This is a genomic window from Stenotrophomonas sp. SORGH_AS_0321, assembly GCF_031453215.1.
GTDB lineage: Bacteria > Pseudomonadota > Gammaproteobacteria > Xanthomonadales > Xanthomonadaceae > Stenotrophomonas > Stenotrophomonas chelatiphaga.
In genome coordinates this window covers 1580533-1605033 of sequence record NZ_JAVIZG010000001.1, presented here as the reverse complement: position 1 = coordinate 1605033, position 24501 = coordinate 1580533, and the positions used below count along the sequence as shown (strand labels likewise).

Here is a 24501-nt window from a genome sequence, read left to right as displayed (position 1 = left end):
CCGACCGCTGCGCTCGCCGACCATGGGTCGGCGCTACCGTGCGGCCCTGGTAGCGCCGAGCCGTGCTCGGCGGAATCCTGCCGCGGCCAGCCCGCTGCGCTCGCCGACCATGGGTCGGCGCTACCGCCCTGGCCCCGATCGGCGGATGCGCAAACGAAAAAGCCCGGTGCGAACCGGGCTTTTCGTCATGCATCGGCATCCGCGCGGGGCTTAGTCGCCCTGCTGCTTCTGCAGGTGTTCCCAGCGCTCCTGCGCATCGATGGTGCGCTCGGCGGTCAGGCGCGCCTCCAGGCGATCCAGGCCGATCTCTTCACCGGTGTCCACGCAGTAGCCGTAGTCACCTGCTTCCAGGCGCTTGAGCGTGCTGTCGATCTTGCCGATCAGCTTGCGGTAACGGTCGCGGGTGCGCAGTTCCAGCGAGTTCTCGGTTTCGCGGGTCGCGCGCTCGGCTTCATCGCCGATGTCACGCACTTCCTCACGCAGGTTCTCGATGGTCTGCTTGGATTCTTCCACCAGGTCGGCGCGCCAGTCCTGCAGGCGCTTGCGGAAGTATTCCTGCTGCAGGGGGCTCATGTATTCCTCTTCCGCGCCCGGCTTGTAGCCGGTGGGCAGGATCGGACGGCCGGTGGCTTCGTCGGTCTTGTACTCGACCACCTTGTACTTGCTGCGCGGCGCCGGAGCGGTCGAGCGTGCGGTCACTGCCACGGCAACCTTGCCCACCGGGCGGGTAACAGTCTTCGGGGCGGCATCGGATTTCACAGGGGTTTTCGCGGACGATTTCGAAACGGGCACGGGATTCTTGATTTGCGGGGCCTGCTTGGCTGGCGCCTTGGCCACCTTTTCAGGTGCCTTGGTGCCGGCGTCGCTGGCCGGGACAGACGTGGCCGGAACCGGCGGCGCCGGCTTCGGTACGGACTTCACTGCAGGCACTGCCGCCGGCTTGCCGGCAGCCTTGCCGACCGCGGGCTTTGCCGTGGCGGTCTTGTTCACCGCCGGACTGGCCGACGGCTTGCTTGCGGTCGCCTTGCCGGAAACCGGCTTGGCGGCCTTGGCCGCCTTGGCGACCGTGGAAACCTTCTTTGCGGGGGCCGGCGTGGCCACGGGCTTCTTTACTGCCGCTTTGCTGGCCGGCTTGGTGGCCGCCTTGGCAGGCTTGGCAGCGGCCTTGGCCGGCTTGCTGGCGACCTTGGCCGGCGCTTTCTTCGCCGCTACCTTGGTCACTGCCGTCTTCCTGGCCACCACCTTCTTCGCCGGTGCCTTGGTGGCCGCAGCCTTCTTGGCCACGACCTTCTTTACCGGCGCCTTCTTCGCGGGCGCTTTCGCTGCCGGCGCCTTCTTCGCCGTGGCCGTCCTGGCCGCTGTCTTTCCCGTCGCCTTGGCCACCGGCTTGGCCGGCTTGCTGGCTACGGACTTGGCCGCCGTCTTCTTCGCAACAGGGCTGGCGGACTTCTTGGCGGCCTTGACGGCCTTTTTTGCAGATTTTTTAGCAGCCACGAAACGCTCTTCCTTGGATTCCCCGGGGCCCGGGAAAGCGGGCCTTTATAGCCTACCCGGCCGACTGCAGCAACCGCGTGACAGGACGCACACACGGCCCTTGCAACACGGGGCTGTGGCATGCCCGGAACCCGCATGACCTGCTGCGCGGCACGGAACCTGGTCGACGGACACAGCCGCCGACATGGCTGCGGCGCAGGACGCGTGCGGCAGCCAACGCCCCATCCTGCGACAAATATGCGCCGCTGCCAACCATGTGCCCCAACGGGCCTGCACTGAATGGGCAGACGCCATCCACCGGGCGGCGCGGGCCAGCCTCCCATGCCGCCGCGATTCACCCCAAGCGCGGACACTCGTTTTACTATGAACGGGTGATCTCCCACTTGCTCATCGCCCTGCTGCGCTTCTACAAGCGCTTCATCAGCCCGCTGCTCGGGCCGCGCTGCCGCTTTGTCCCCAGTTGTTCCGAATATGCCATGCAGGCCATCGCCGGCCACGGTCCGCTGCGTGGCAGCTGGCTTGCCGTGCGCCGTATCGGCCGCTGCCACCCCTTCCATCCCGGCGGATTCGATCCGGTGCCTGAACGCACCGAAGATCCCGCCTGCCGCTGCAAAGGAAACCACTGACATGCCTTCCACGCTGATTACCAACGCCCGCCTGGTCAACGAAGGCCGCGTCTTCGATGCCGACCTGCGCATCGAGAATGGCCGCATCGCACGCATTGAAAGCGGGCTGGCCGCGCGCGATGGCGAGCAGGTGGTCGATGCCGCCGGCCGCTGGCTGCTGCCCGGCATGATCGATGACCAGGTGCACTTCCGCGAGCCGGGCCTGACCCAGAAGGGCGACATCGCCACCGAATCGGCCGCCGCGGTGGCCGGTGGCCTGACCACCTTCATGGACATGCCCAACACCAACCCGCCGACGCTGAACGCCGACGCCCTGCAGGCCAAGTACGATTCCGCCGCCGGCCGCGCGCGCGCCAATTACGGCTTCTACATGGGCGCCAGCAACGACAACCTGGAGCACATCCAGCGCCTGGATCCGAAGACCGCGCCGGGCATCAAGGTGTTCATGGGGGCCTCCACCGGCAACATGCTGGTGGACAACCCGGAAACGCTGGACGCGATCTTCCGCGACGCGCCGACCCCGATCATCACCCACTGCGAAGACACGCCGATGATCGACGCGCTGATGAAGGAATACCAGGCGCAGTACGGCGACACCCTGAGCGCCGAGCAGCATCCGGACATCCGCTCGCGCCAGGCCTGCCTGAAGTCGTCCGAACTGGCGGTATCGCTGGCCCGCAAGCACGGCACCCGCCTGCACGTACTGCACATTTCCACCGCCGACGAACTGGCCCTGTTCGAGCGCGGCCCGCTGATCCGCGCCGACGGCAGCCGCAAGCAGATCACCGCCGAAACCTGCATCCATTTCCTGCGCTTCGACCGCACCGATTACGCGCGCCTGGGCAACCTCATCAAGTGCAATCCGGCGATCAAGGACGTGGCTGACCGCGAGGCGCTGACCGCTGCGCTGGTGGAAGACATCATCGACGTGTTGGCCACCGATCATGCCCCGCACACGTGGGAAGAAAAGCAGAAGCCCTACGCGCAGGCGCCGTCCGGCCTGCCGCTGGTGCAGTACGCGCTGACCGCCGCACTGGAACTGGTGCACGAAGGCAAGCTGGACATCGCCCGGGTGGTGCAGAAGTTCGCGCACGCGCCGGCCCAGTTGTTCGACGTGGCCGAACGCGGCTTCCTGCGCGAAGGCTATTTCGCCGACCTGGTGCTGGTGGAGGACAAGCCGTTCACCGTCAAGCGCGAAGACGTGCTGTCCAAGTGCGGCTGGTCGCCCTTCGAAGGCACCACCTTCCAGTCGCGCATCGCCTCGACCTGGATCAATGGCCAGCTGGCCTGGGACGGCACGCAGATCGTGGGGGCGGCCAACGGCCAGCGCCTGGCGTTCAACCGCTGATGCGGGCGCTGTTGCTGGGCTCGGTGCTGGCCGGCGCCCTGCCCGTGCTGCTGTCCGCGGCGGCCCCGGTCGAAGCACAGGCCACCGACAGCCGCGTGGTGTTTCCCGCCAGCGCCTCGCAGGGCGCGATGGTGATCGGCAAGGTGCCGGCCGGCAGCAGCGTGCGCTATGCCGGTCGCAGCCTGCGGGTGAGTGGCTACGGCAGCGTGGTGTTCGGCATCGGTCGCGACGAGCAGGGTCCGCTGCAGGTTGACGTACAGCGCCCCGACGGCGGCAGCGAGCGCGTCGCGATCGCGGTGACGCCGCGTGACTGGCCGGTGGAACGGGTCAACGGCGTGCCGCCGAAGACGGTCAATCCGCCGCCGGCCATCGCCGAACGGATCAAGCGCGAACAGGCCCAGGTGACGGCGGCGCGGGCGCGCGATGACAACCGCGCCGACTTCGCCCAGCCGTTCGTGTGGCCCGTGCAGGGTCGCATCAGCGGCCGCTTCGGCAATGCGCGTGTCTACAACGGGCAGCCCGGATCGGGCCATTCCGGCATGGACATCGCCGTGCCCACCGGCACGCCGGTCAAGGCACCGGCGGCTGGCGTGGTGACCTTCGCCGCACCGGACCTGTACCTGACCGGCGGCACGCTGCTGCTGGACCACGGCTTCGGGGTGAGCTCGAACTTCCTGCACCTGTCGCGCATCGACGTGAAGGTCGGCGACCGGGTCGAACAGGGCCAGGTGATTGCCGCGGTGGGGGCTACCGGGCGGGCGACCGGCCCGCACCTGCATTGGGGCATGAACTGGTTCGACACCCGCATCGACCCGCTGCTGGTGCTGGAACGCAGGTAGCGCCGAGCCGTGCTCGGCGGAATTTTTCAGACCACCGCCCGCTGCGCTCGCCGACCATGGGTCGGCGCTACCGTCTCGTTCTGGTAGCGCCGAGCCATGCTCGGCGGAATCGGTCAGGCCACGGCCCGCTGCGCTCGCCGACCCTGGGTCGGCGCTACCGACGCGTTCTGGTAGCACCGAGCCGCGCTCGGCGGAATCTTTCAGAGCACCGCCCGCTGCGCTCGCCGACCTTGGGTCGGCGCTAGCCGCGCGGCATCATCCGCGCGCGGCCCACCACACACGCAACAAGGTGCGCACCGGCGTTGCTTCAATCGGCTTGCCACTGGCCTGCGACTGCAGCCGCGCACGCGCCAACGCCGCCCAGATCCGCCGCGGCCGCGGGCCGGCAACGCGCAGCTTCCAGTCCCTCAGCAGCTCACCGGCCCAGCGCCGTGGAGCGGCGGCAGCGTCGGGTTCCAGCAGCGAGCGCGGCACGCCGGTCACGCCCGCGTCGTAAAGCCGCTGCGCCAGCGTCTGCTGCAGCACGGCCTGGCCCGCACCGGCGCGCGGGCGGTCTTCGAACAGCACCACCTCCACTGCCGCCACCGCTTCGGCGAACGCGGTCAACGCACGCTGCGCGGCGGCCGCATCCACGGCCACGGCACGCGCCTCCACCAGGCTCGGCAGCGCATCGGCCAGTACCGCCCACGGTGCGCGGATCGGCTCCAGCACGCGGCCCAGCGGGTGGCGCGAGCGCTGGCCCGCCCAGCTGCGCAGCTCTTCGCCCCACCAGGCCAGCTTGGCATCGGCCGGCAGCGGGTCGCCGCTGGTGTTGAGCATGTCATCCAATTCCTGCAGCAACGAAAACCACGCCACCGCCCGCGCACGATGTTCCGGCGCGACGAACGGCTCGGCCACCGACCACTCGGGCCAGCGTGCACGCCACTTGTCCAGGAAGCTGTCCAACGCACTGCTGTTCACTACGTATCCTTCAATGCTTGACCGGCGGTGCCGGGAGGGTCGGCCAGCGTGTGGCCTGCTGCAGCAAGTGCGCATCTTCCAGCGCAACATCGGCGTTCCAGCTGGCCGGATCGTCATCGGCCAGGCGATAGCCCCACAACGCGGCGACCGACGGCATTCCGGCAGCGCGCGCGGCGATGATGTCGCGCTCGTCATCGCCGACGTACACACAGTGCGACGGCGCGATGCCGATCGCCTGCGCCGCATGCAGCAACGGCAGCGGGTGCGGCTTGCGCTCGGGCAGCGAATCGCCGCCGACCAGCACCGCACAGCGCGCCTGCCAGCCGTGCTGCGGCAGGATCAGCCGCGCCAGGTATTCGGGTTTGTTGGTGACGATGCCCCAGCGCACGCCGGCAGCGTCCAGCGCGGCGAGCATGCCCGCCACGCCATCGAACAGCGTTGCATGCTGGCCGATCAGTGCCTGGTAACGCTGCAGGAACTCCGGGATCAACGCATCGCGCTCATCGCCGGGCAGCTCGGGGAAGGCCACGGCCAGCATCGCCCGCGAGCCCTTGGAGACCACCGGGCGAAGCGCTTCAAGGGAGATCGGCGGCCGGCCGCGAGCGGCCAGCATGTCGGCCGCGGTCGCAACGAAATCCGGCGCGCTGTCCAGCAGGGTACCGTCCAGGTCGAACAGCACCGCGGGCGGGAAGCGCACTGCGGTCATGCCGGCTTGGTCGCGTGGGCGAGATAGTTGATGTCGGTACGGCTGGACAGCCGTGCGCGGTTGCGCCACGGCTCGTAGGCCATGCCGCTGACGTCCTGCAGCTGCAGGTCGGCGTCGCGCAGCCAGCGTGACAGCTCGGCCGGGGTGATGAATTCCTGGTAGTGGTGGGTGCCCTTGGGCAGCAGCCGGGCCACGTATTCAGCCCCCACGATCGCCACCGCGAACGCGGCGGCGGTGCGGTTGATGGTGGACAGGAACAGCTGGCCGCCGGGTTTCAGCAGGCGCTTGCAGGCTTCGATGATCGCACCGGGGTCCGGCACGTGTTCCAGCATTTCCATGCAGGTCACAACGTCAAAGCTGCCCGGCTGCTCGGCGGCCAGATCCTCGGCGGCCTGCACCCGGTAGTCCACGGTCACGCCGGTTTCCAGCGCATGCAGGCGCGCCACCTTGACCAGTTCCGGCGCCAGGTCGATGGCGGTCACCTCGGCACCGGCCTGGGCCAGCGCCTCGCTGAGCAGGCCGCCACCGCAGCCGATGTCCAGCACGCGCAGGCCGCGCAGTGGTGCGCGGTCGGCGACATACTTGGTGCGCACCGGGTTGAGCGCATGCAGCGGCTTCTGCGGACCTTCCGCGTCCCACCAGCGGTTGGCCAGGGCGGCGAACTTGTCCAGCTCGGCCTGGTCGAAATTGGAAGAAGCGTTCGGGGCGTTCATGGGGTGTCCTTGCGGCGCCGGAAGGCGCGCGGATGGGATGGATCAGGCGCGCACGTGGCGGATGCGCTCGCGCCACTGGCGCGCGTTGGCGATGATGCCCGGCAGGTCCATGCCGACCAGTTCGCGCTGCACCAGCTTGGGCTGGCCGGCGATCCACACATCGCTCACCTGCTGGCGGCCGGTGGCATACACCAGCTGCGACAACACGTTGTGCAGGGGCTGGGTTTCCAGCGCGGACAGGTCCACGCAGACCAGGTCGGCCTGCTTGCCGACTTCGATCGAGCCGATGCGCTGTTCGAAGCCCAGCGCACGCGCACCGCCCAGCGTGGACGCGCGCAGCGTGCTCGCCGCATCCAGCGCGGTCGCATCGTTGGCCACGGCCTTGGCCAGGATCGCCGCGGTGCGGTTTTCGCTGAACATGTCCAGGTCGTTGTTGCTGGCGCAGCCGTCGGTGCCGATGGCCAGGTTCACCCCCGCGCGCTGCAGCGCGCAGGCCGGGCAGAAGCCGGACGCCAGCTTGAGGTTCGATTCGGGGCAATGCACCACGCTGACGCCGCGCTCGGCGCACAGGTGGATTTCCGCGTCGGTCAGCTGGGTCATGTGCACGGCGATCAGGCGGTCGTTGACCAGCCCCAGCCGATCCAGGCGCGCCAACGGGCGCTGGCCGTGCAGCTTGATCGAATCGCTGACTTCCTGCGCGGTCTCATGCGTGTGCAGGTGCACCTGCATGTCCAGCTGGTCGGACAGCATGCGCACGCGCTCGAAGTTCGCATCGTTGACCGTATACGGCGCATGCGGCGCGAACGAGGTGCCGATCAGCGGATCGTTGCGCCATTGGTCGTGCAGCTCGCCGGCCTTGGCGAAGTACTCGTCATCGCTCTTGGCCCAGGCGGTGGGGAAGTCGATGATCACCGCGCCGACCAGCGCGCGGAAACCGTGCTTCTTGTAGACCGCGGCCTGCACGTCGCCGAAGAAGTAGTTTTCGTTGGCGCAGGTGGTGCCGCCGCGCAGCATTTCGGCGATCGCCAGGGTGGTGCCGTCGGCGACGAATTCCGGCCCGATCACCGCTGCCTCCACCGGCCAGATGTGCTGCTGCAGCCAGGTCATCAACGGAAGGTCGTCGGCCACCCCGCGCAGCAGGGTCATCGGATTATGGGTATGGGCGTTGACCAGGCCCGGCATCAGCGCCGCCTCCGGGCGGCTGACCACCTGGGCGGCAGTGAAGCGTTCGCGCGCCTGGCTGCGTGGCAGGATCGCGATGATCTCGCCGTTGCGCACCGCCACTGCGTGGTCTTCCAGCACCACGGCATGCGGCTCGATCGGGACCACGTAACCGGCTTCGATCAGCAGGTCACAGGCTTCGGGGAGGTGCGGGCTATCGCTCATGCGGGCTCACTGGCTGGGGGGCGGCGAGATACTGCTGGGGGACACGCCCCTGAGTCAGGGGCTGCCGCGAAGCGGCGGGGTCTGGAGACTCGTGAAGCGGGGCCCATGATCTGCCGAAGCAGATCATGGGAGCGCCAGCGCGAATGCGATGGCGCGTACCCGGCCAGCGGCCGTCCCTACCGTAATCCGGCTGTGCCGGATTACTTTACGCGTGCGGAGTATTCGCCCGAACGGGTGTCGACCTTGATGATCTCGTCCTGGTTCACGAACAGCGGAACGCGGACCACCGCGCCGGTTTCCAGCGTGGCCGGCTTGCCGCCGCCGCCGGAGGTGTCACCACGCACGCCCGGATCGGTCTCGGTGATCTTCAGTTCAACGAAGTTCGGCGGCTGCACGAAGATCGGCGAACCGTTCCACAGAGTCACGATGCAGGATTCTTCACCCTTCAGCCACTTCTCCGCGCCGCCCATGCCGGCCTTGTCGGCCTGCACCTGCTCGAAGGATTCCGGGTCCATGAAGTGCCAGTACTCGCCGTCGCTGTACATGTAGTCCATGTTGGTGTCGACGACGTCGGCCACTTCCACGTCATCGGTGGCCTTCATGGTCATTTCCACGGTCCGGCCGGACTTGATGAAGCGGTAGCGCACGCGGGTGAAGGCCTGGCCCTTGCCCGGCTTGATGAACTCGGTTTCCGAGATGACGGCCGGTTCATTGTTGACCAGGATCTTCATCCCGTTCTTGACATCGTTCATGCCCGCAGTGGCCATGCTCAAGCTCCTCAAATGGCGAAACCGCCGCATGTGCGGCGAGCCGGATAGAATGGAAAGCCCACCGGAGGCCGGTGGGCACTGATTTATGCCCCCATGATAACCGCAGGCCCCCTGTCCATGCAGCTCTCCGCCGCTCACCGCCCCGTTTCCGCCCGCTGGCAGCAGCTCTGGCGCCAGGCGATACGCGATCCCGGCGAACTGCTTGCGCGGCTCGGCCTGGAGCCTGCCGCGCTGGGTGTTTCCGAGGCGGCCCTGCAGCAGTTCGCGCAGCGCGTACCGGAAGGGTTCGTGGCCCGCATGCGGCATGGCGACCCGCACGATCCACTGCTGCGCCAGGTGCTCCCGATCGACGCCGAAATGCGCCAGGTGCCCGGCTTCAGCCTGGATGCGGTCGGCGATGGCGCGGCCAAGAAGGCCACCGGGGTCATCCAGAAGTACCGCGGTCGGGCGCTGCTGGTGACCACCGGCAGCTGCGCGATCAACTGCCGCTACTGCTTCCGCCGCCACTTCGATTACGGCACCGAAAACGCCGCCAAGGGCGGCTGGCAGGAGGCGGTGCGGGCCATCGCCGAAGACCCGGGCATCGACGAGGTCATCCTGTCCGGCGGCGATCCCCTGTCGCTGGCCACGCACAAGCTGGTGGAGCTGACCGACGCGCTGCGCGCCATCCCGCACCTGCGCCGGCTGCGCATCCACAGCCGCCTGCCGGTGGTGCTGCCCGAGCGCGTGGATGATGAACTGGTAGCCTGGCTGGGCAGCCTGCCGTGGCCGCTGGCCTTCGTGATCCACGCCAACCACGCCAACGAATTCGATGCCAGCGTGGATGCCGCCCTGGCGCGCCTGCGCGCGGCCGGCGCGCAGCTGCTGAACCAGGCCGTGCTGCTGCGCGGGGTCAACGACAGCGAAGACGCGCTGGCCGCGCTGAGCGAACGCAGCTTCGCCGCCGGGGTGATGCCGTACTACCTCTACCAGCTGGATCGCGTGGAGGGCGTGGCCCACTTCGAAGTGGACGATGCAACGGCCAAGGCCCTGATCGCCGCTCTGACCGCACGCCTGTCCGGCTACCTGGTCCCCAAGCTGGTCCGCGAACTTCCCGGCGACCCCAGCAAGCGCCCCGTATAGCCGGAAATCAGGCGCCGGATTCGATCATCTGCACCACTGCGGTGGCGGTGATCGGGTGGCTCAGCCAGTACCCCTGGGCCAGGTCGCAGCCGCGCTGGCTGAGCAGGTCGAACTGCACTTCCTGCTCGATGCCTTCGGCCACCACGGTGATTCCCAGCGCGTGGGCCATGGCGATGATCGCGGTGGTCAGCGCCAGGTCATCCGGGTCGCGCTGCATGTCGGCGACGAAGCTCTTGTCGATCTTCACCCCGTCCACCGGCACCTGGCGCAGGTGGCTGAGTCCTGAAAAACCGGTACCGAAATCGTCCAGCCATACTTTCACGCCGGTGCGGTGCAGCTTGTCCAGCAACTGGGCGGCCAGCATCTCATCGCCTATCACGGCCGTCTCGGTCAGCTCCAGGTGCAGGCGCGAAGCCGGCAGTCCGGATTCGTGCAGGCACTGCGCGACCAGGTCCGGCAGTTCGCCGCCGCGCAGCTGCCGCGGTGACACGTTGACCGACACGAACATCCCCTCGCCATCCCCGCTGCGCGGCCACTGCGCCGCTTCCATGCACGCCGCGCGCAGCACCTTCGGGCCGATCACTTCGATCAGTCCGCTCTGCTCGGCCACTTCGATGAACACCGATGGCGGGATCGTGCCCAGCGTCGGGTGCTGCCAGCGCAGCAGCACTTCCACCCCGACCATGCGCCGGTCGCGGGTGCGGAAGATCGGCTGGTAGGCCAGCCGCAGTTCACCGCGTTCCCAGGCACCGCGCAGCTCCTGCTCCATGTGCACGCGGCGTTCCACGGCGTGGTCCATCGCGCGGCTGTAGTAGCGATGGCAGTTCTTGCCCGCCATCTTGGCCTGGTACATGGCGATGTCGCCGTTCTTCAGCAGGGTGGTCGCATCGGCGGCATCATCGGGGAACAAGGTGACGCCGATGGACGCCCCCAGGAACAGCTCGCGGCCCTGTACGCGCAGTGGCTTGCCCAGCTCGCGCACCAGCAGGTCGGCCAGCTCGCGCGCCTGCGCGGCGACATCGCCTTCGGCCAGCAGGATCACGAATTCGTCGCCGCCGAAGCGCGCCAGCAGCGCCTCGTCGCCGCCCGCCGCAGAAACGGCCTCGCTGATCCGCTGGACGAACTGCAGCAGCGCTTCATCGCCTGCTTCGTGGCCCAGCGTGTCGTTGACCCGCTTGAAGTCATCCATGTCGGCAAACAGCAACGCCAACTGGTGGCCCGACGCGCGCGCCGCCATCAGGCGATGGTCCAGCGTCTCGCGGAACGCCAGCCGGTTGGTGAGCCCGGTCAGGGCATCGGTGTAGGCCATGTGCCGCACTTCGCGGTCATGCCGGGCAATGGCATCGCGCATCCGGGCGAAGGCGCGCACCAGCTCGCCGACTTCATCGTCGCGATGGTTCTCGCGCAGCGGCACCTGGTAGTCGCCGGCCTCGATCTGCCGCGCCGCCATCGCCAGCCCACGGATCGGCGTGACCAGGGTGCGCTGTACGTACAGCACCACCGCCACCCCGATCGCCACCAGCAGCGCCAGCATCAGCAGCAGCCAGCCAAGGTGGCGGGTGCCGACCTGTTCCAGCCGCTGCGCCAGGGTCTGGCTGGCCTGCGCCTCCAGCACCTGCACTTCCTTCAACGAAATGCCTACGCGCACGCCACCCAGGCGCTGGTTGCCGACCATGATCGGCATGCTGTTTTCCAGCACCTTGGGCGATTCCTGCACCAGCGCGGCCTTGGCGGCCACCGCCTTGGCCGCGAGTGGATCGGACATCGCACGCCCATAGTCCGGCACGGCCACCGACCCGTCATGCAGCAGGCGGCCCTTGGCATCGAACACCAGCACGTAGCCCACCGCGCGTTGCCGCGACACGTTGCGCACCAGCGCACCGACCTGCTCCAGGTCGTTGTAGTACAGCGGGTTGGACAACGCATCGGCCAGTTCACGGGCCATCGTCTCGCCGCGGCTGCGCATGCTGCGGTCGAACAGTTCGTGGATGACCGTGCCGCTGAGGCGGGTCACCTCCCGCTGGGAGGCCGCCTGCCGTCCCAACAGCACCGCCAGGATGGCCACCACCACCAGCATCGCCCCGCCCATCGCCAGCACGAAGCGCGCCTGCATTCCCGATCCCAAGCCCAGGCGCTTCATTCCACTTCCATCCGCACGCGTACCAGTCCTCGTTTCAAATCATCCAGCCGCCGAAGCATCCGCGCATCAACGCGATGGAAGCCGGATGTACCAAAAAACCGTGCCAATGCATCTTTCGCCTGCGGGTCCTGCGCGGCCTGCAGCAGCACCTGCTGCAGGCGATCGCGCACCTGCGGATCCAGGTCCGCGCGCACCACCTCCACCGCGCGCGGATACGGCGCAGTGCGATGGATCACCCGCAGGTCATGCTTGAACGCCGGCGGCACCCGCCGCTCATCGTCCCAATCCACGCTGCTCACCGCACCGGCGTCGACCATGCCCTTCTGCACGAACGTGGCGATGTTCAGCTCGGTACGCGCGAACACGTAACCCACCGCATCGGCGGTGGGCGTGTCATCGGGCTCCTGCAGGATCTGCGGCACCAGGCCGTTTTCCAGCAGGGTCATGGCCGGCACCAGGTAGGCACTGGTGGAGGCCGAATTCTGCAGCGCCAGGGTATGCCCGCGCAGGTCCGCCAACTGGTGCAGTTGGCTTTCGCGGCGCACGAAGAACACGCTGTGGTATTCGCGCACTCCGCTGCGTTCGGTCAGCAGCAGCGGGCGTGCATCCGCGCGCTGGCCCAGCGCCACCGCGGTGCTGGCCGTTTCGGTGACCCAGTCAACGCGTCCGCGGCGCAGGTAACTGGCCATCTGCTGCGCATCGCGCGCCATCAGCACGCGGCCTTCGGTGATGCCCAGGTCGTGCATGTGCGCCACCACGTAATCCAGCAGGGGCTGCAGCTGCGCATAGTGTGACTTCGGATCGTCGCTGATGCGGCCCAGCACCAGCACGTGACGCTGGTCCGGCCGCCCACTGCCGGGCACCGGCGACGCGGCCATGCACGCGCCTGCCAGCAGCAGGCACGCCAGGCCCAGCAGTCCCCACTGCATGCGTCCCAGCCAAGCGTTCACGATGTTCCCCCTTGATGTAAGGGAAAGACTACCCGAAAAAGTGAGAACTGCGTCAGGCTATTTTTTGTCGCCGTGTGCCAGACGGGCCATGCGCTGGGCGTCGGCCAGGATGCCGCGCAGCAGGCGGACTTCCTGCTCGCTGGGCTCGCTGCGCAGGAACAACCGGCGCAGTTTGCGCATCGCCGATTCCGGCGCCCTGCCCTTGTGGAACTCGATCTCGTCCAGGGTCTCGCCGAGCTGGCCGAAGAAGCTTTCCATCTGCTCATGGCTGGCCGGCTGTTCACGCAGGCCCGGCTCGACCACCGGCGTAGCGGCATCGCCGAGCAGGCGCATGCGCACCTCGTAGGCCAGCACCTGCACCGCCGCGGCCAGGTTCAACGAACTGAACGCGGGATCGGACGGAATGTGCACCGCGGCATGGCACAGCTGCAGCTCTTCGTTGGTCAGGCCGGTGCGCTCACGACCGAACACGATGGCCACTTCGGCGCCTTCGCCCGCCTTGGCGGCGACCCGGGCGGCGGCCACGGTGGGCAGCAGCTCTTCCAGCTGCACCCGGCGCGCACGCGCGGTGCAGCCCAGCACGAGGGTGCAGTCGGCCACGGCGTCGGCCAGGGTCGCCACTACCGGGGCATCGCCCAGCACGTCTTCGGCGCCGGCCGAACGCCGGAAGGCATCTTCGTCCAGCGGCTTTTCCGGGGCGACCAGCACCAGCCGGGCCAGGCCCATGGTTTTCATGGCACGCGCGGCGGCGCCCATGTTGCCGGGATGCTGGGTCCCGACCAGGACGAAACGGATACGGGGAGCAATGGATGGATCGGACATGAACGCGGTAGTCGAGCTGGACGGCCTGCAATGGTAAACTGTGCGGCCGGCCACTGCGCCGGACCTGCTCTTTTCCCCCGCCGATCCCCCCTCTGCCCTCCCGGGAGCTACCGCCATGCAGAAACCCGCCGTCACCGTCATGGTCAAGGCCGCCCGCCTCGCCGGCAACGTATTGTTGCGCAACATCAACAAGCTCGAGGCGCTCAACGTGGTGCAGAAGGGCCGCATGGACTATGCCAGCGAGGTCGATGCGGACGCGGAAAAGGTCATCGTCAAGGAACTCAAGCGCGCCTACCCGGAATACGGGGTGATCGGCGAGGAAGGTGGCACCCAGGGGGCCAACCGGTACATGTGGGTCATCGATCCGCTGGACGGCACCAGCAACTACCTGCGCGGCTTCCCGCACTACTGCGTGTCCATCGCGCTGGTGGAAAACGGCGAGCCGACCGATGCGGTGATCTTCGATCCGCTGCGCAATGAACTGTTCACTGCCAGCCGCGGTGCCGGCGCGGTGTTCAACGACCGCCGCATCCGCGTGTCCGACCGCAAGGACCTGGAAGGCACGATGATCCACACCGGCTTCGCCCCGCGTGAGCGCGCCCGCGCCAGCGCGCAGCTGAAGGCGGTCGACACGCTGCTGGTGCAGGCCGAAGACGTGCGTCGCACTGGTTCGGCTGCGCTGGACCTGGCCTACGTGGCCTGTGGCCGCGCCGATGCCTACTTCGAGGCCGGGGTGAAGTCCTGGGACATCGCCGCGGGCATCCTGCTGGTCCGCGAAGCGGGCGGCAAGGTCTGCGATTACAAGGGCGCCACGTTGGGGCGGATGGACAACCGCGGCCCGGAAAACCACCAGGTGGTGGCGGGCAACCTGAAGGTGGCCGAGTCGCTGCAGAAGGTGCTGGTCAACACCGGCTACGCCGCCGAGTTCGACGCGAAGTTCTGATTTCGCTTGAATCAGGTGGGTCGGACGGCGCCTTTGGGCGCCGTTCTGCTTTGTGCGGCAACGGCAACGGCAATGGCAAAGTCAAAAGCTGGGGGCCGCGTGCTGGCGGGGCGGGGTGGCCATGGAGCCTTCGGTAGCGCCGACCCATGGTCGGCGGAATGTTCGCGCCAACGGCCCGCTGCGCTCGCCGACCATGGGTCGGCGCTACCGCTTTTCTTTTTTCTTACGCGGCGGGCGGCCCCCGGAACCTGTCAGGGGGTCGGGCGGTGGGGCTGGGCGGGGGCGTTGAGCGCCATGGATGGCGCGAAACGAGGCACGCATGGACGCAGTCGTTGCCGTCCCCCGACCAGCCCCACCGCCCGGCCCACCCGAGCTGCGGCTTCAAAAAAGCCGCCATCCGCGAGGGGGTCCCACCCGTTCGACCAACCCGCTTCAGACCACGGTAGAAGAACGCAGCGCGGCAATCCGCTCATCCAGCGGCGGATGGCTCATCATCAACTTGCGCAGGCCCTGCCCCATGCCGCCGGCGATACCGAAGGCAGCCACCTGGCTCGGCAGCGTGCTCTGCCCGTGGTTGACCTTCAACCGCTCCAGCGCGGCGATCATCTTCTGCCGACCGGCCAGCTGGGCACCACCGGTATCCGCGCGGAACTCACGATGACGCGAGAACCACATCGCGATCATGGTGGCGAAGATGCCGAACACCATTTCCAGCACGAACACGATCACGAAATAGCCGATACCGCGGCCGCCACCTTCGCGGTTGCCGGACATCGCACTATCGATCACCCCACCGACCACCCGGGCCAGCACGATGACGAAGGTGTTGAGCACGCCCTGCAGCAGCGCCATGGTGATCATGTCACCGTTGGCGACGTGGGCGATTTCATGGCCTAGCACCGCCTCGGCTTCATCTTCGCTCATGTGGTGCAACAGGCCGGTGGAAACCGCGACCAACGCCTTGTTGCGGTTGGCACCGGTGGCGAAGGCATTGATCTCCGGACCGTCATACACCGCGACCTCCGGCATGCCGATGCCGGCTTCGCGCGCCTGGCGCTCGACCGTCTTCAACAACCAGCGCTCGGTGTCGTTGCGCGGCTCGGTGATCACCACCGCACCGGTGGAGCGCTTGGCCATCCACTTGGACAGCAGCAGCGAAATGAAAGAGCCGCCGAAACCGAAGATCGCCGCCATCACCAGCAGGCCGCTCATCTGGCCGGGATTGACCCCCAGCACCGACATCACGATACCGGCGAGGACCAGCACCGCAAGGTTGGTAAGGAGGAACAGGGCTATGCGACTGAACATGGGGAAAGTTGGCTCTGGAGAGGGTAACGGTGCTAAATCTGCGGTGACTTCAGCTTGAATTCAAGCGCCAACCTGACCGACGATTCAGCCAGCATGATTTCCCCCATTCATTGCGGCCGGTTCGCGCCCTCACCCACCGGCCCGCTGCACGCCGGTTCGCTGCTCGCTGCCTTCGCCAGTTGGCTGTTCGCCCATCACCAGGGCGGGCGCTGGCTGCTGCGCGTGGAAGACGTGGATCCGCCCCGTACCGTGCCCGGCGCGGCCCAGTCCCAGCTCGACCTGCTGCACTTCCTGGGCCTGGAACCGGACGGTCCGGTGCTGTGGCAGAGCCAGCGCAGTGACGTCTACCAGCGCGCACTGGACGCCCTGCTTGCCAGCGGCCGGGCCTTCGCCTGCCATTGCAGCCGCAGTGAACTGGCCGCCAGCGGCGGTATCCACCACCAGTGCGTGGCACGCCAGGCGCGTCCGGACCCTGCCATCCGCCTGCGCGTGGCGCCCGGCAGCGTGGTGACGTTCGACGATGCGCTGCGTGGCCCACAGCGGCAGGACGTGCACGCCGATGTCGGCGATTTCGTCCTGCGCCGTGCCGATGGCTGCTGGGCCTACCAGCTTGCCGTGGTGGTGGATGACGCGGCGCAGGGCATCACCGACGTGGTGCGCGGCGCGGACCTGCTCGATTCAACCGCGCGCCAGATCCTGCTGCAGCGCGCGCTCGGGCTGCCCCCCCCCCGCTATGCGCACCTGCCGCTGCTGCTGGCTGACGACGGCCGCAAACTGTCCAAGTCTGAAGCCGCACCGACGGTCGACGGGGGCGATCCAATGGCCGTGCTGCGGCAGCTCTGGCGGCTGCTCGGCCAGCCGGCCGCTGCACTGGACGGCGCGTCCACCCAGGCCGACCTGCTGCAACGCGCCGCGGCTGCATTTGATCGCACCCGGGTGCCCCTGCATGACATTTCATCGCGGCAGGCGCACAGCGGCCCATGATGTTGCAGAATCCCCCTTCCCCCCTGATTTACGGAAGCGCAGCATGACTCCACGCGTCGCACTGGTCACCGGCGGCACCGGCGGCATCGGTACCGCCATCTGCCAACGCCTGGCCGACCAGGGCCATCGGGTCGCCACCAACTACCGTGACCATGCCAAGGCGCTGGCCTGGCAGCAGGCCATGGCAGCGCGCGGCCTGGCGATCGCGATCTTCCCCGGCGACGTGTCCACCCCGGAGAGTGCCGAGGCGATGGTGCGTGCGGTGGAAGCCGAACTGGGCCCGGTGGAAATCCTGGTCAACAACGCCGGCATCACCCGCGACACCACCTTCCACCGGATGCGTGCCGAGCAATGGCATGAGGTGATCAACACCAACCTCAATTCGGTCTTCAACGTGACCCGGCCGGTGATCGAAGGCATGCGCCGCCGCGGCTGGGGGCGGGTGATCCAGATCAGCTCGATCAATGGCCTGAAGGGCCAGTACGGGCAGGCCAACTACGCGGCGGCCAAGGCCGGCATGCACGGCTTCACCATCTCCCTGGCGCGCGAAAACGCCGGCTTCGGGATCACCGTCAACACCATTTCCCCCGGCTACGTGGCCACCGACATGGTCATGGCGGTGCCGGAGGAGGTGCGCGCCAAGATCATCTCCGACATCCCCACCGGACGGCTCGGCAAGCCGGAAGAAATCGCTTACGGGGTGTCCTTCCTGGTCAACGAGGAAGCGGCCTGGATCACCGGCAGCAACCTGGACATCAACGGCGGCCATCACATGGGCTGGTGAGCGGCACCCGCCCCGCCCGCGCAGTGTGGCGTCCGCCGCACGCGCGGGGCCCGAAAGGCTGAACCGCAGCGAAAATGCTGCGCAACATGAAAAGCCTTGCTGCGCAACATGATCACCCCCGCAGCCCCCGCCACAAGGGCGTCTGGGCGTTGCAACGGGTGCTGCGCTGCGCCATGCTGCGCGTCTACTGTGACGAGTGCTTGCTTCATGGCTGCTACCCGCATCATCAAGAAGTATCCCAACCGCCGTCTGTACGACACCGAGATCTCCAGCTACATCACGATAGAGGATGTGCGCCAGCTGATCCTGGACGGCGAAGACTTCGAGGTCCGCGACGCCAAGAGTGGCGATGACCTGACCCGATCGGTCCTGCTGCAGATCATCGCCGACCAGGAACAGGACGGCGAGCCGATGCTCTCCACCCAGCTGCTCAGCCAGCTGATCCGCTTCTATGGCGATTCCCTGCAGGGCTTCATGGGCAACTACCTGGAGCGCAGCATGCAGGTCTTCCTCGACCAGCAGCAGCAGTTCCGCCAGCAGATGGGCAACCTGCTCGGGCAGACGCCGTGGGCGATGATGAACCAGCTGACCGAACGCAACATGGAGCTCTGGCAGGAGTTCCAGCGCAGCATGGGCAATGGCTTCGGGCCGCGCCCGGGCGGCACGTCCACCGGTACCGGCCCGCGACCGGGCAGCACGCCGGGCGGTGCCGCGCCACGTGCGGGCACCGGTCCCGGCGCTGCGCACAAGCCGACCGAAACCGCCGGCAGCACCGGCGGCAAGGGTCGCTCGCGCTGAGTTTGGCGCGGCCGCTGGCCTGAAGCAGAACGGCGCGCCCCTGCGGACGCGCCGTTTTTCGTTGTGGCAACCGCAGTCGGGCGTCAGCGCTTGGCGCGCACCCGCTCCACCTTGTAGCCCTTGGCCTTGAGCTTCTCCACCACGCCATCGCTGCCCAGCAGGTGCAGCGCGCCGACCACCACCAGCGTGCCGCCCTGCCCGGCCTGCAGGTGCGGCTCCAGCTTCGGCAGCCAGGCGTCGTTGCGGTCGCTGTTGATGCGCTGGTAAAGCTGCGGGTACTGGCGCTTCATGTCCACCGCCATGCGGTTCCACATCAGCACATCGTCACCGCGCCGCCACGCATCGTGCAGCGCGCGGATTTCCGCATCGCCCTTGTCGGACTGTTCCAGTGCTTCTTCCACCATCTGGCGCTGTTCGGCGATGCTCATGCCGGCCAGCACGCCGATCTGCGTATCGATGGTTTCCAGGCCGAGGATCGGTTTGCCCGCCTTGGCCGCCCGGTCCATGAAGTGCTTGTCCAGCCCCAGCGCGGGGTCCAGTCCCATTTTCTGCATCTGCGCGATGCTGATGCTCAGTCCGACGAACCACGGCTTGAGGCCCTGCATCTGCGCCAACGGCAGGGGATTGTTCGTGGCGTACTGCTGCAGCCTGGCCCACGTTGCATCGCCGAGATCCCGGCGCAGTTCGCTGCCATCGGTGCGCATTGCCGCCTGCACCATCTTGCCGGCCAGTTCCGGCGATTCCATGTCCTGGGCCGACAGTTCGAACACCACGCGCTGCGCTGCATCGAAGGCCTTTTCCGCCTCTGCCGCCAGCGGGTAATCCTCCGGCCGCAGCAGGTGGAAGGAACCCAGCAGGTAGACGCGGGCATCACCGGCGCCGGTCACCTTCCACAGCAGCGGTACCGGCGCCGAGCGCGTGGCCGCCGGCTTCGGCGTGGCAGCGGGCGTCGCCGCGACGGTGCCGAAGGCGGTGGCGAGCAGCAACAGCGGGGCGATCATCCAGCGGGTGACGGAACGCTTCATGGCGCACTTTCCTTGGGCGGGTGGTAAGCGCGTTCGCCGGCCTCGATACGCAGGTCCAGCCGGTTTTCCGGCGGTGCCAGCGGGCAGGTCGCGAACGGAGTGAACGCGCAGGGAGGATTGTAGGCGTGGTTGAAATCCACCAGCACATAGCCATCGGCGCCGGGCGCCTCGGTGTCCAGGTAGCGCCCCGCCGGATAACTGCCGTGGCCGCTGGTGCGGTCGGCGAAGATCAGGAACAGCGGCGCACCGGGCTCGGCGATGGCCTCGATCCGGTAGGTCGTGCCGCCCTGCTGGAACTCCAGCAGGCCGGCGTTGGGCATGGCGGTGGTCAGGCCGGTGATGTCCACGATGGGCAGGGTCCTGCCCGCCGGGTGCGGCAGGAAGCGCGCGCGTACCTGCCACTGCGGCCCACCGGGCCAGTACTCCAGCCCGCTGAAGCTGCTGCGCGACGCGGCGTCGGCATGCTTGATGCGCAACGCGAAACGTTGGCCGCGCTGCAACAGGCTCAGCTGCCCTTTCCCCTCGTCGAAGGCGATGCGGGTCGGCTGCGGGTCGTGGTCGCTGTTGAACGCGATCCGCCCGGTGACCGCCGTCCCGTCAACGCTCAGCGGCACGCCGCGTTCGGGAGTGAACGACCAGCGCTCGCCCTGCCGGCTGACCATGCCCAGCTTGTCCGGCCCGACGGCCAGGCGGATGCCACTGCCCGGCCCGCGTCCGATGTAATGGGCCTTGTGCTCCAGCCAATGCAGGCCGACCAGCGTGGTCCAGCCATCCGGCGCGGTCAGCTCCTGGTAACGCTGCATCCGCCATTGCTGCTGTTGCTGGGCGAATGCCGGATCGTCCTGCACGGCCGGCGCCACCTCCGGCGACTTGCCGCCACACCCGCCCAGTGCCAGTGCCAGCATCAAGGCCGCGCCGTAGTACCCCTTCCCCATGATCTTCCCCTTCAGCGTCCGCGCAGGAACCAGCGGTCGATCTCCGCCAGCGAAAAACGTGCCCAGGTCGGGCGCCCGTGGTTGCACTGGCCGGACCGTTCAGTGATCTCCATGTCGCGCAGCAGCGCGTTCATTTCCGGCACCGTCAATCGCCGGTTGGCGCGCACCGCGCCATGGCAGGCCATCGTGGACAACAGTTCATCGCGCGCGGTTGCCACGCGCCGCGACTGGCCATGTTCGCGCAGGTCGCCCAGCACATCGCGCAGCAGGCCTTCCGGCTCGGCGTTGGCGAGCAGTGCCGGGATGCTGCGCACATGCAGTGCGCCGGGGCCGGCGCGGGTCACGTCGAAGCCCAGTGCAATCAACGTCTCGGCTTCGCGTTCGGCGGTGTCGGCGTCGCGCTCGCCCACCGCCAGAGTGATCGGTACCAGCAGCGGCTGGGCATGCAGGCCGATGCCATCGTGGGCATTCTTCAGCCGTTCGTAGCCGATGCGCTCATGCGCGGCATGCATGTCCACCACGATCAGGCCTTCGGCATTTTCAGCCAGGATGTAGATGCCATGCAGCTGTGCCACCGCGTAGCCCAGCGGCGGCACCCCGGCATCGGCGCTGGTCACCGGCAATCCGTATTCGGACGGCATCGGCGGCAACGACTGCTGGCTGCCCGCAGGCCCTGCGTACAGCGCGGCGTAGGCCGCCGGCGCATCGGCCACCTGCAGGCCCAGCGGCGATTGCTGCGCGCCCCAATTACCGTAGCCGCCCCCGCCACCACTGCTACCGCCGCCGGGCTGTCCGCCCGACCAGTGCGTCGCGGCCTGCGCAGGCGCCCCCCCTTCCGTACCCGTACCCGCACCGGCACCAGCACCAATGTCATGCGCGGCCATGCCGGCACGCGTGTCGGCCAGTGCATCCTTCAGGGTGCGGTAGACGAAGTCATGCACCAGCCGCGAATCACGGAAGCGCACCTCGTGCTTGGCCGGATGCACGTTGACATCCACCCGTGTCGGATCCAGTTCCAGGAACAGCACATAGGCCGGCTGCCTGCCATGGAACAGCACATCGCCGTAGGCCATCTTGACCGCGTGCGCCACGCTGCGATCGCGCACCGAACGACCGTTGACATACAGGTACTGCTGGTCGGTACTGGCGCGCGAATAATGCGGCTGCGCGATCCAGCCGTGCAGGCGCAGGCCGGCACCGCTGTGGTCCACGCGCACGGCCTGGTTCGCGAAATCCTCGCCCAGCGTCTCACCCAGCCGCGCATCGGAATACAGATCCCCCGGCTTGTAGCGGCGCGATGCCTTGCCGTTGTGTGAAACGCGCAGCTCCACATCCGGACGGGCCAACGCCAGCGAGCGCAGCCACTCTTCGATATGCCCCAGCTCGGTACGTTCGGCGCGCAGGAACTTGCGCCGTGCCGGCACGTTGTAGAACAGTTCGCGGACTTCCACGGTGGTTCCCGGCGCATGCGCACGCGGCAGCACCTCGCCGAGCTTGCCGCCTTCGATCTGCAGCGCCGAGCCGTGTTCGTCCTGCGCGCGCCGGGAGGCGAGCGTGAAGCGGCTCACCGATGCGATGGACGGCAGGGCTTCGCCGCGGAAGCCGAGCGTGGCCACCGCTTCCAGGTCATCCAGGCTGGCGATCTTGCTGGTGGCATGGCGGGAAACCGCCAGCGGCAACTGCTCGGCGGCGATGCCACTGCCGTTGTCGCGGATCCGGATCAGCCGCACACCGCCTTCTTCCAGTTCGATATCGACGCGGGTGGCGCCGGCATCGATGGCATTCTCGACCAGCTCCTTGACCACCGATGCGGGCCGCTCGACCACTTCGCCGGCGGCGATCTGGTTGATCAGGATCTCCGGCAGCGGACGGATGGTGGCGCTCATGCGCCACCCCACGGACAGGCAATGGAGGCGGGAGGGTTGGGGAGGGAAACGAGTGCTGACTTCATCCGCCGATGATAGCGGATGGCTGGCTCCCGCCGTTCGCCTGCGGTAGTGACGGCCGCTGGCCGTCAATGCTTCACCGCTTTGCCGCTGCGCTCGCCGAGCGTGGCTCGGCGCTACCGCTTCGCCGTTCGCCTGCGGTAGTGACGGCCGCTGGCCGTCAATGCTTCACCGCTTTGCCGCTGCGCTCGCCGAGCGTGGCTCGGCGCTACCGTGTCCCGGCGGGATTACTTGCTGCCGCCGGCCACGGTGCTGGCCGCTTCCATCTCTGCCTGCGCGCGCGCGGCGTACAGCGTTCCCGGCGGCGGCTGGCGGGTGAAGAACACATTGACGCCATCCAGCACGGCCGCCGCGATCTTGCGCTGGTAGGCAGGATCCATCAGCCGGCGCTCTTCGTCCGGATTGGAAATAAAGGCGGTTTCCACCAGCATCGCCGGCATGTCCGAGGTGCGCAGCACGGCGAAGTTGGCGCGTTCGATGTTCGGCTTGTGGTTGTTGCCGATCCGCTTCAGCCCGCCCAGCACATGGCTGGCGGCATCTTCGGACGCCTTCATGTAACCGCTCTGGGCCAGGTCCAGCAGCACGTTGGCCAGCGTGCCTTCGGTGCGCTGCAGGCTGACGCCACCGATCAGGTCGGCCGCGTTTTCCTTGTCCGCCAGCCAGCGGGCGCGCTGCGAGGACGCGCCCTTGGTCGACAGCACATACACCGACGAACCCCGCGCAGCGCGGTTTTCCGCGGCGTCGGCGTGGATCGAAATGAAGATGTCCGCCTTCGCCGCACGCGCTTTCTGCGCGCGCATCGGCAGGGGAATGAACACATCGCTGTCGCGGGTCAGGTAGGCCTTCAGGCCGGGGGTCGAGTTGACCTGGCGTGCGAGTTCGCGCGCCACCGACAGGGTGATGTCTTTCTCACGCTTGCCGCTGGGACCGACGGCGCCCGGATCCTGGCCGCCATGGCCGGGATCGATGGCCACCACCAGCGACCGCATGCCCGGCTTCATGCTCACGCGCGCAACGTCGCTCGGCAGGCTGGGGCGTGGCGCGACAGGGGCCGCTTCGGGCGGCTGCGACGTGTTGCCCGAAGGCGCCGCAACGGCGGCAGCACCGGTCCGGGTCGGCAGGGTGCCGGCGATGGTGGTGCGCACGGGTGCCTGGGTCGGCTGGCCGGCCAGGATGGCCGCCGGTGACGGCGTGGCGGCTTCGGTGCCGGCGCCGGTTCCGGCGACGGTGGCCGTGGTGGTGCTCGGCAGTGTGGCCGGTGCGGCCGGCGCAACGGCGACAGCCGTGGCCTGCTGCTGGACCTGCGCGGTGAGCAGTGCGGTGGCCCGCGCCGCGTCGCTGCGGGTCTGCGCGATATTTACTGCCGTAGCCGGTGGCGGCGCGGCGACCGGCGTGGCTGGCGTAGGCGCGGTCGCCGGGGACGGCGTGTTGGTTGCCGTGGCCGGCGCATCGCCGGGCCATTCGATGACCAGCTTGGACTGTCCGCCCTGCTGCTGCATCTGCGGCTTGAACGGCGCCACCTTGTCGGCCAGGTCGAACACCACCCGGAACGTGCCCGGGACCGGCTGTCCGGTACGCACCGCAGTGACCACGCCCTGCGCGGCCGGCAGCTTCAGTCCGCGCACCGCGGAGGAGTCCGGGAAATCCACCACCAGCCGGTTGGGACCGGACAACGCGATGGTCTTGTAGCCGCCGGCACCGGCCAGTGAAATCTCGGCCCGGGTACCGGTGGCCCCGGCATCCAGGCGCACCTGGTTGATCTCACCCGCCCACGCATCGGCACCCGCCAGGGCGAGTCCGGCGGCAGTACACAGAGCAAGGGTTCGGATGGTTAAGGGCATGGCTCAGGATTCAATCACTGCGCTGAACAGATTGCAAACCTTTTCCCTTAATAATCCGTAA

21 protein-coding genes and 1 pseudogene are annotated in these 24501 nt (G+C 68.0%); 8 read left to right on the top strand and 14 right to left on the bottom strand.

Annotated elements, in window-relative coordinates; translation table 11 throughout:
- Nucleotides 1-210: 210 nt before the first annotated feature.
- A complete protein-coding gene (dksA, locus tag QE373_RS06980; RefSeq protein WP_309685006.1) occupies nt 211-1494 on the bottom strand; it encodes an RNA polymerase-binding protein DksA in 1284 nt (427 codons plus the stop codon).
- Between the two features lie 371 nt (nt 1495-1865).
- Here dksA and yidD point away from each other — a divergent pair, with 371 nt between their 5' ends.
- The 3 genes from yidD to QE373_RS06965 are packed head-to-tail and all read left to right on the top strand — an operon-like array spanning nt 1866 to nt 4307.
- Nucleotides 1866-2120: a membrane protein insertion efficiency factor YidD gene (gene yidD / locus QE373_RS06975; RefSeq protein WP_042615209.1), complete on the top strand. Its 255-nt coding sequence runs from the start codon at nt 1866-1868 to the stop codon at nt 2118-2120.
- 1 nt (nt 2121) lies between these two features.
- Complete coding sequence (locus tag QE373_RS06970) at nt 2122-3468, top strand: dihydroorotase (protein ID WP_123699762.1); 1347 nt, start codon at nt 2122-2124, stop codon at nt 3466-3468.
- Nucleotides 3468-4307 (top strand): peptidoglycan DD-metalloendopeptidase family protein, encoded by an 840-nt coding sequence (locus tag QE373_RS06965; RefSeq protein WP_309685003.1) that lies wholly within the window; start codon nt 3468-3470, stop codon nt 4305-4307. Before QE373_RS06970 ends, QE373_RS06965 begins: the two co-directional genes overlap by 1 nt.
- Nucleotides 4308-4562: 255 nt before the next feature.
- On the opposite strand, the gene QE373_RS06960 is transcribed toward QE373_RS06965, so the two are convergent.
- From QE373_RS06960 to efp, 5 genes are all read right to left on the bottom strand, one after another.
- Entirely contained in the window at nt 4563-5267 is a 705-nt protein-coding gene (locus QE373_RS06960; RefSeq protein ID WP_309685001.1) for a phytoene/squalene synthase family protein, read from the bottom strand.
- 10 nt (nt 5268-5277) lie between these two features.
- Complete coding sequence (locus tag QE373_RS06955; RefSeq protein ID WP_309684999.1) at nt 5278-5973, bottom strand: phosphoglycolate phosphatase; 696 nt, start codon at nt 5971-5973, stop codon at nt 5278-5280.
- Nucleotides 5970-6686, bottom strand: a complete 717-nt coding sequence (gene ubiG / locus QE373_RS06950) for a bifunctional 2-polyprenyl-6-hydroxyphenol methylase/3-demethylubiquinol 3-O-methyltransferase UbiG (protein ID WP_057506862.1) — start codon at nt 6684-6686, stop codon at nt 5970-5972. The genes QE373_RS06955 and ubiG overlap by 4 nt, the downstream gene beginning before the upstream one ends.
- A gap of 42 nt (nt 6687-6728) precedes the next feature.
- Entirely contained in the window at nt 6729-8072 is a 1344-nt protein-coding gene (locus tag QE373_RS06945) for a TRZ/ATZ family hydrolase (RefSeq protein ID WP_057506863.1), read from the bottom strand.
- Between the two features lie 200 nt (nt 8073-8272).
- Complete coding sequence (efp, locus tag QE373_RS06940) at nt 8273-8839, bottom strand: elongation factor P (RefSeq protein WP_182339677.1); 567 nt, start codon at nt 8837-8839, stop codon at nt 8273-8275.
- A gap of 120 nt (nt 8840-8959) precedes the next feature.
- On the opposite strand from efp, the gene epmB reads away from it, so the two are divergent.
- A complete protein-coding gene (epmB, locus tag QE373_RS06935; protein ID WP_057506865.1) occupies nt 8960-9964 on the top strand; it encodes an EF-P beta-lysylation protein EpmB in 1005 nt (334 codons plus the stop codon).
- A 7-nt stretch (nt 9965-9971) separates the two neighbouring features.
- On the opposite strand, the gene QE373_RS06930 is transcribed toward epmB, so the two are convergent.
- The 3 genes from QE373_RS06930 to QE373_RS06920 form a co-directional block, all read right to left on the bottom strand.
- Nucleotides 9972-12104 (bottom strand): GGDEF domain-containing phosphodiesterase, encoded by a 2133-nt coding sequence (locus tag QE373_RS06930; protein ID WP_057506866.1) that lies wholly within the window; start codon nt 12102-12104, stop codon nt 9972-9974.
- A complete protein-coding gene (locus QE373_RS06925) occupies nt 12101-12982 on the bottom strand; it encodes a phosphate/phosphite/phosphonate ABC transporter substrate-binding protein (protein WP_309689607.1) in 882 nt (293 codons plus the stop codon). Before QE373_RS06925 ends, QE373_RS06930 begins: the two co-directional genes overlap by 4 nt.
- 129 nt (nt 12983-13111) lie before the next feature.
- Nucleotides 13112-13876, bottom strand: a complete 765-nt coding sequence (locus tag QE373_RS06920; protein ID WP_057506867.1) for an RNA methyltransferase — start codon at nt 13874-13876, stop codon at nt 13112-13114.
- A gap of 115 nt (nt 13877-13991) precedes the next feature.
- Between QE373_RS06920 and QE373_RS06915 the strand changes: the two genes are divergently transcribed.
- A complete protein-coding gene (locus QE373_RS06915) occupies nt 13992-14819 on the top strand; it encodes an inositol monophosphatase family protein (RefSeq protein ID WP_042615229.1) in 828 nt (275 codons plus the stop codon).
- 432 nt (nt 14820-15251) lie between these two features.
- On the opposite strand, the gene htpX is transcribed toward QE373_RS06915, so the two are convergent.
- Nucleotides 15252-16127, bottom strand: a complete 876-nt coding sequence (htpX, locus tag QE373_RS06910; protein ID WP_042612066.1) for a protease HtpX — start codon at nt 16125-16127, stop codon at nt 15252-15254.
- A 93-nt stretch (nt 16128-16220) separates the two neighbouring features.
- Between htpX and gluQRS the strand changes: the two are divergent.
- From gluQRS to phaR, 3 genes and pseudogenes are all read left to right on the top strand, one after another.
- Nucleotides 16221-17158: pseudogene (gene gluQRS / locus QE373_RS06905) on the top strand (tRNA glutamyl-Q(34) synthetase GluQRS).
- Nucleotides 17155-17895 carry an acetoacetyl-CoA reductase gene (gene phbB / locus QE373_RS06900; protein WP_309684989.1) on the top strand — a complete coding sequence of 247 codons (741 nt, stop codon included), beginning with the start codon at nt 17155-17157 and terminating at the stop codon, nt 17893-17895. The pseudogene gluQRS and the gene phbB overlap by 4 nt, the downstream one beginning before the upstream one ends.
- A 207-nt stretch (nt 17896-18102) precedes the next feature.
- Complete coding sequence (phaR, locus tag QE373_RS06895) at nt 18103-18693, top strand: polyhydroxyalkanoate synthesis repressor PhaR (protein WP_309684987.1); 591 nt, start codon at nt 18103-18105, stop codon at nt 18691-18693.
- Nucleotides 18694-18776: 83 nt separating this feature from the next.
- Here the strand turns inward: phaR and QE373_RS06890 are convergent, their stop codons facing one another.
- The 4 genes from QE373_RS06890 to QE373_RS06875 all read right to left on the bottom strand — a co-directional run bounded on the left by QE373_RS06890 (nt 18777) and on the right by QE373_RS06875 (nt 24440).
- Nucleotides 18777-19718, bottom strand: coding sequence for a TraB/GumN family protein (locus QE373_RS06890; protein WP_309684985.1), 942 nt, complete (start codon nt 19716-19718; stop codon nt 18777-18779).
- Nucleotides 19715-20623 carry a DUF1684 domain-containing protein gene (locus QE373_RS06885; RefSeq protein ID WP_309689604.1) on the bottom strand — a complete coding sequence of 303 codons (909 nt, stop codon included), beginning with the start codon at nt 20621-20623 and terminating at the stop codon, nt 19715-19717. The genes QE373_RS06890 and QE373_RS06885 overlap by 4 nt, the downstream gene beginning before the upstream one ends.
- A 41-nt stretch (nt 20624-20664) precedes the next feature.
- Nucleotides 20665-22539, bottom strand: a complete 1875-nt coding sequence (mutL, locus tag QE373_RS06880; RefSeq protein ID WP_309684984.1) for a DNA mismatch repair endonuclease MutL — start codon at nt 22537-22539, stop codon at nt 20665-20667.
- A gap of 287 nt (nt 22540-22826) precedes the next feature.
- Nucleotides 22827-24440 (bottom strand): N-acetylmuramoyl-L-alanine amidase, encoded by a 1614-nt coding sequence (locus tag QE373_RS06875; RefSeq protein ID WP_309684982.1) that lies wholly within the window; start codon nt 24438-24440, stop codon nt 22827-22829.
- Between the last annotated feature and the right edge of the window lie 61 nt (nt 24441-24501).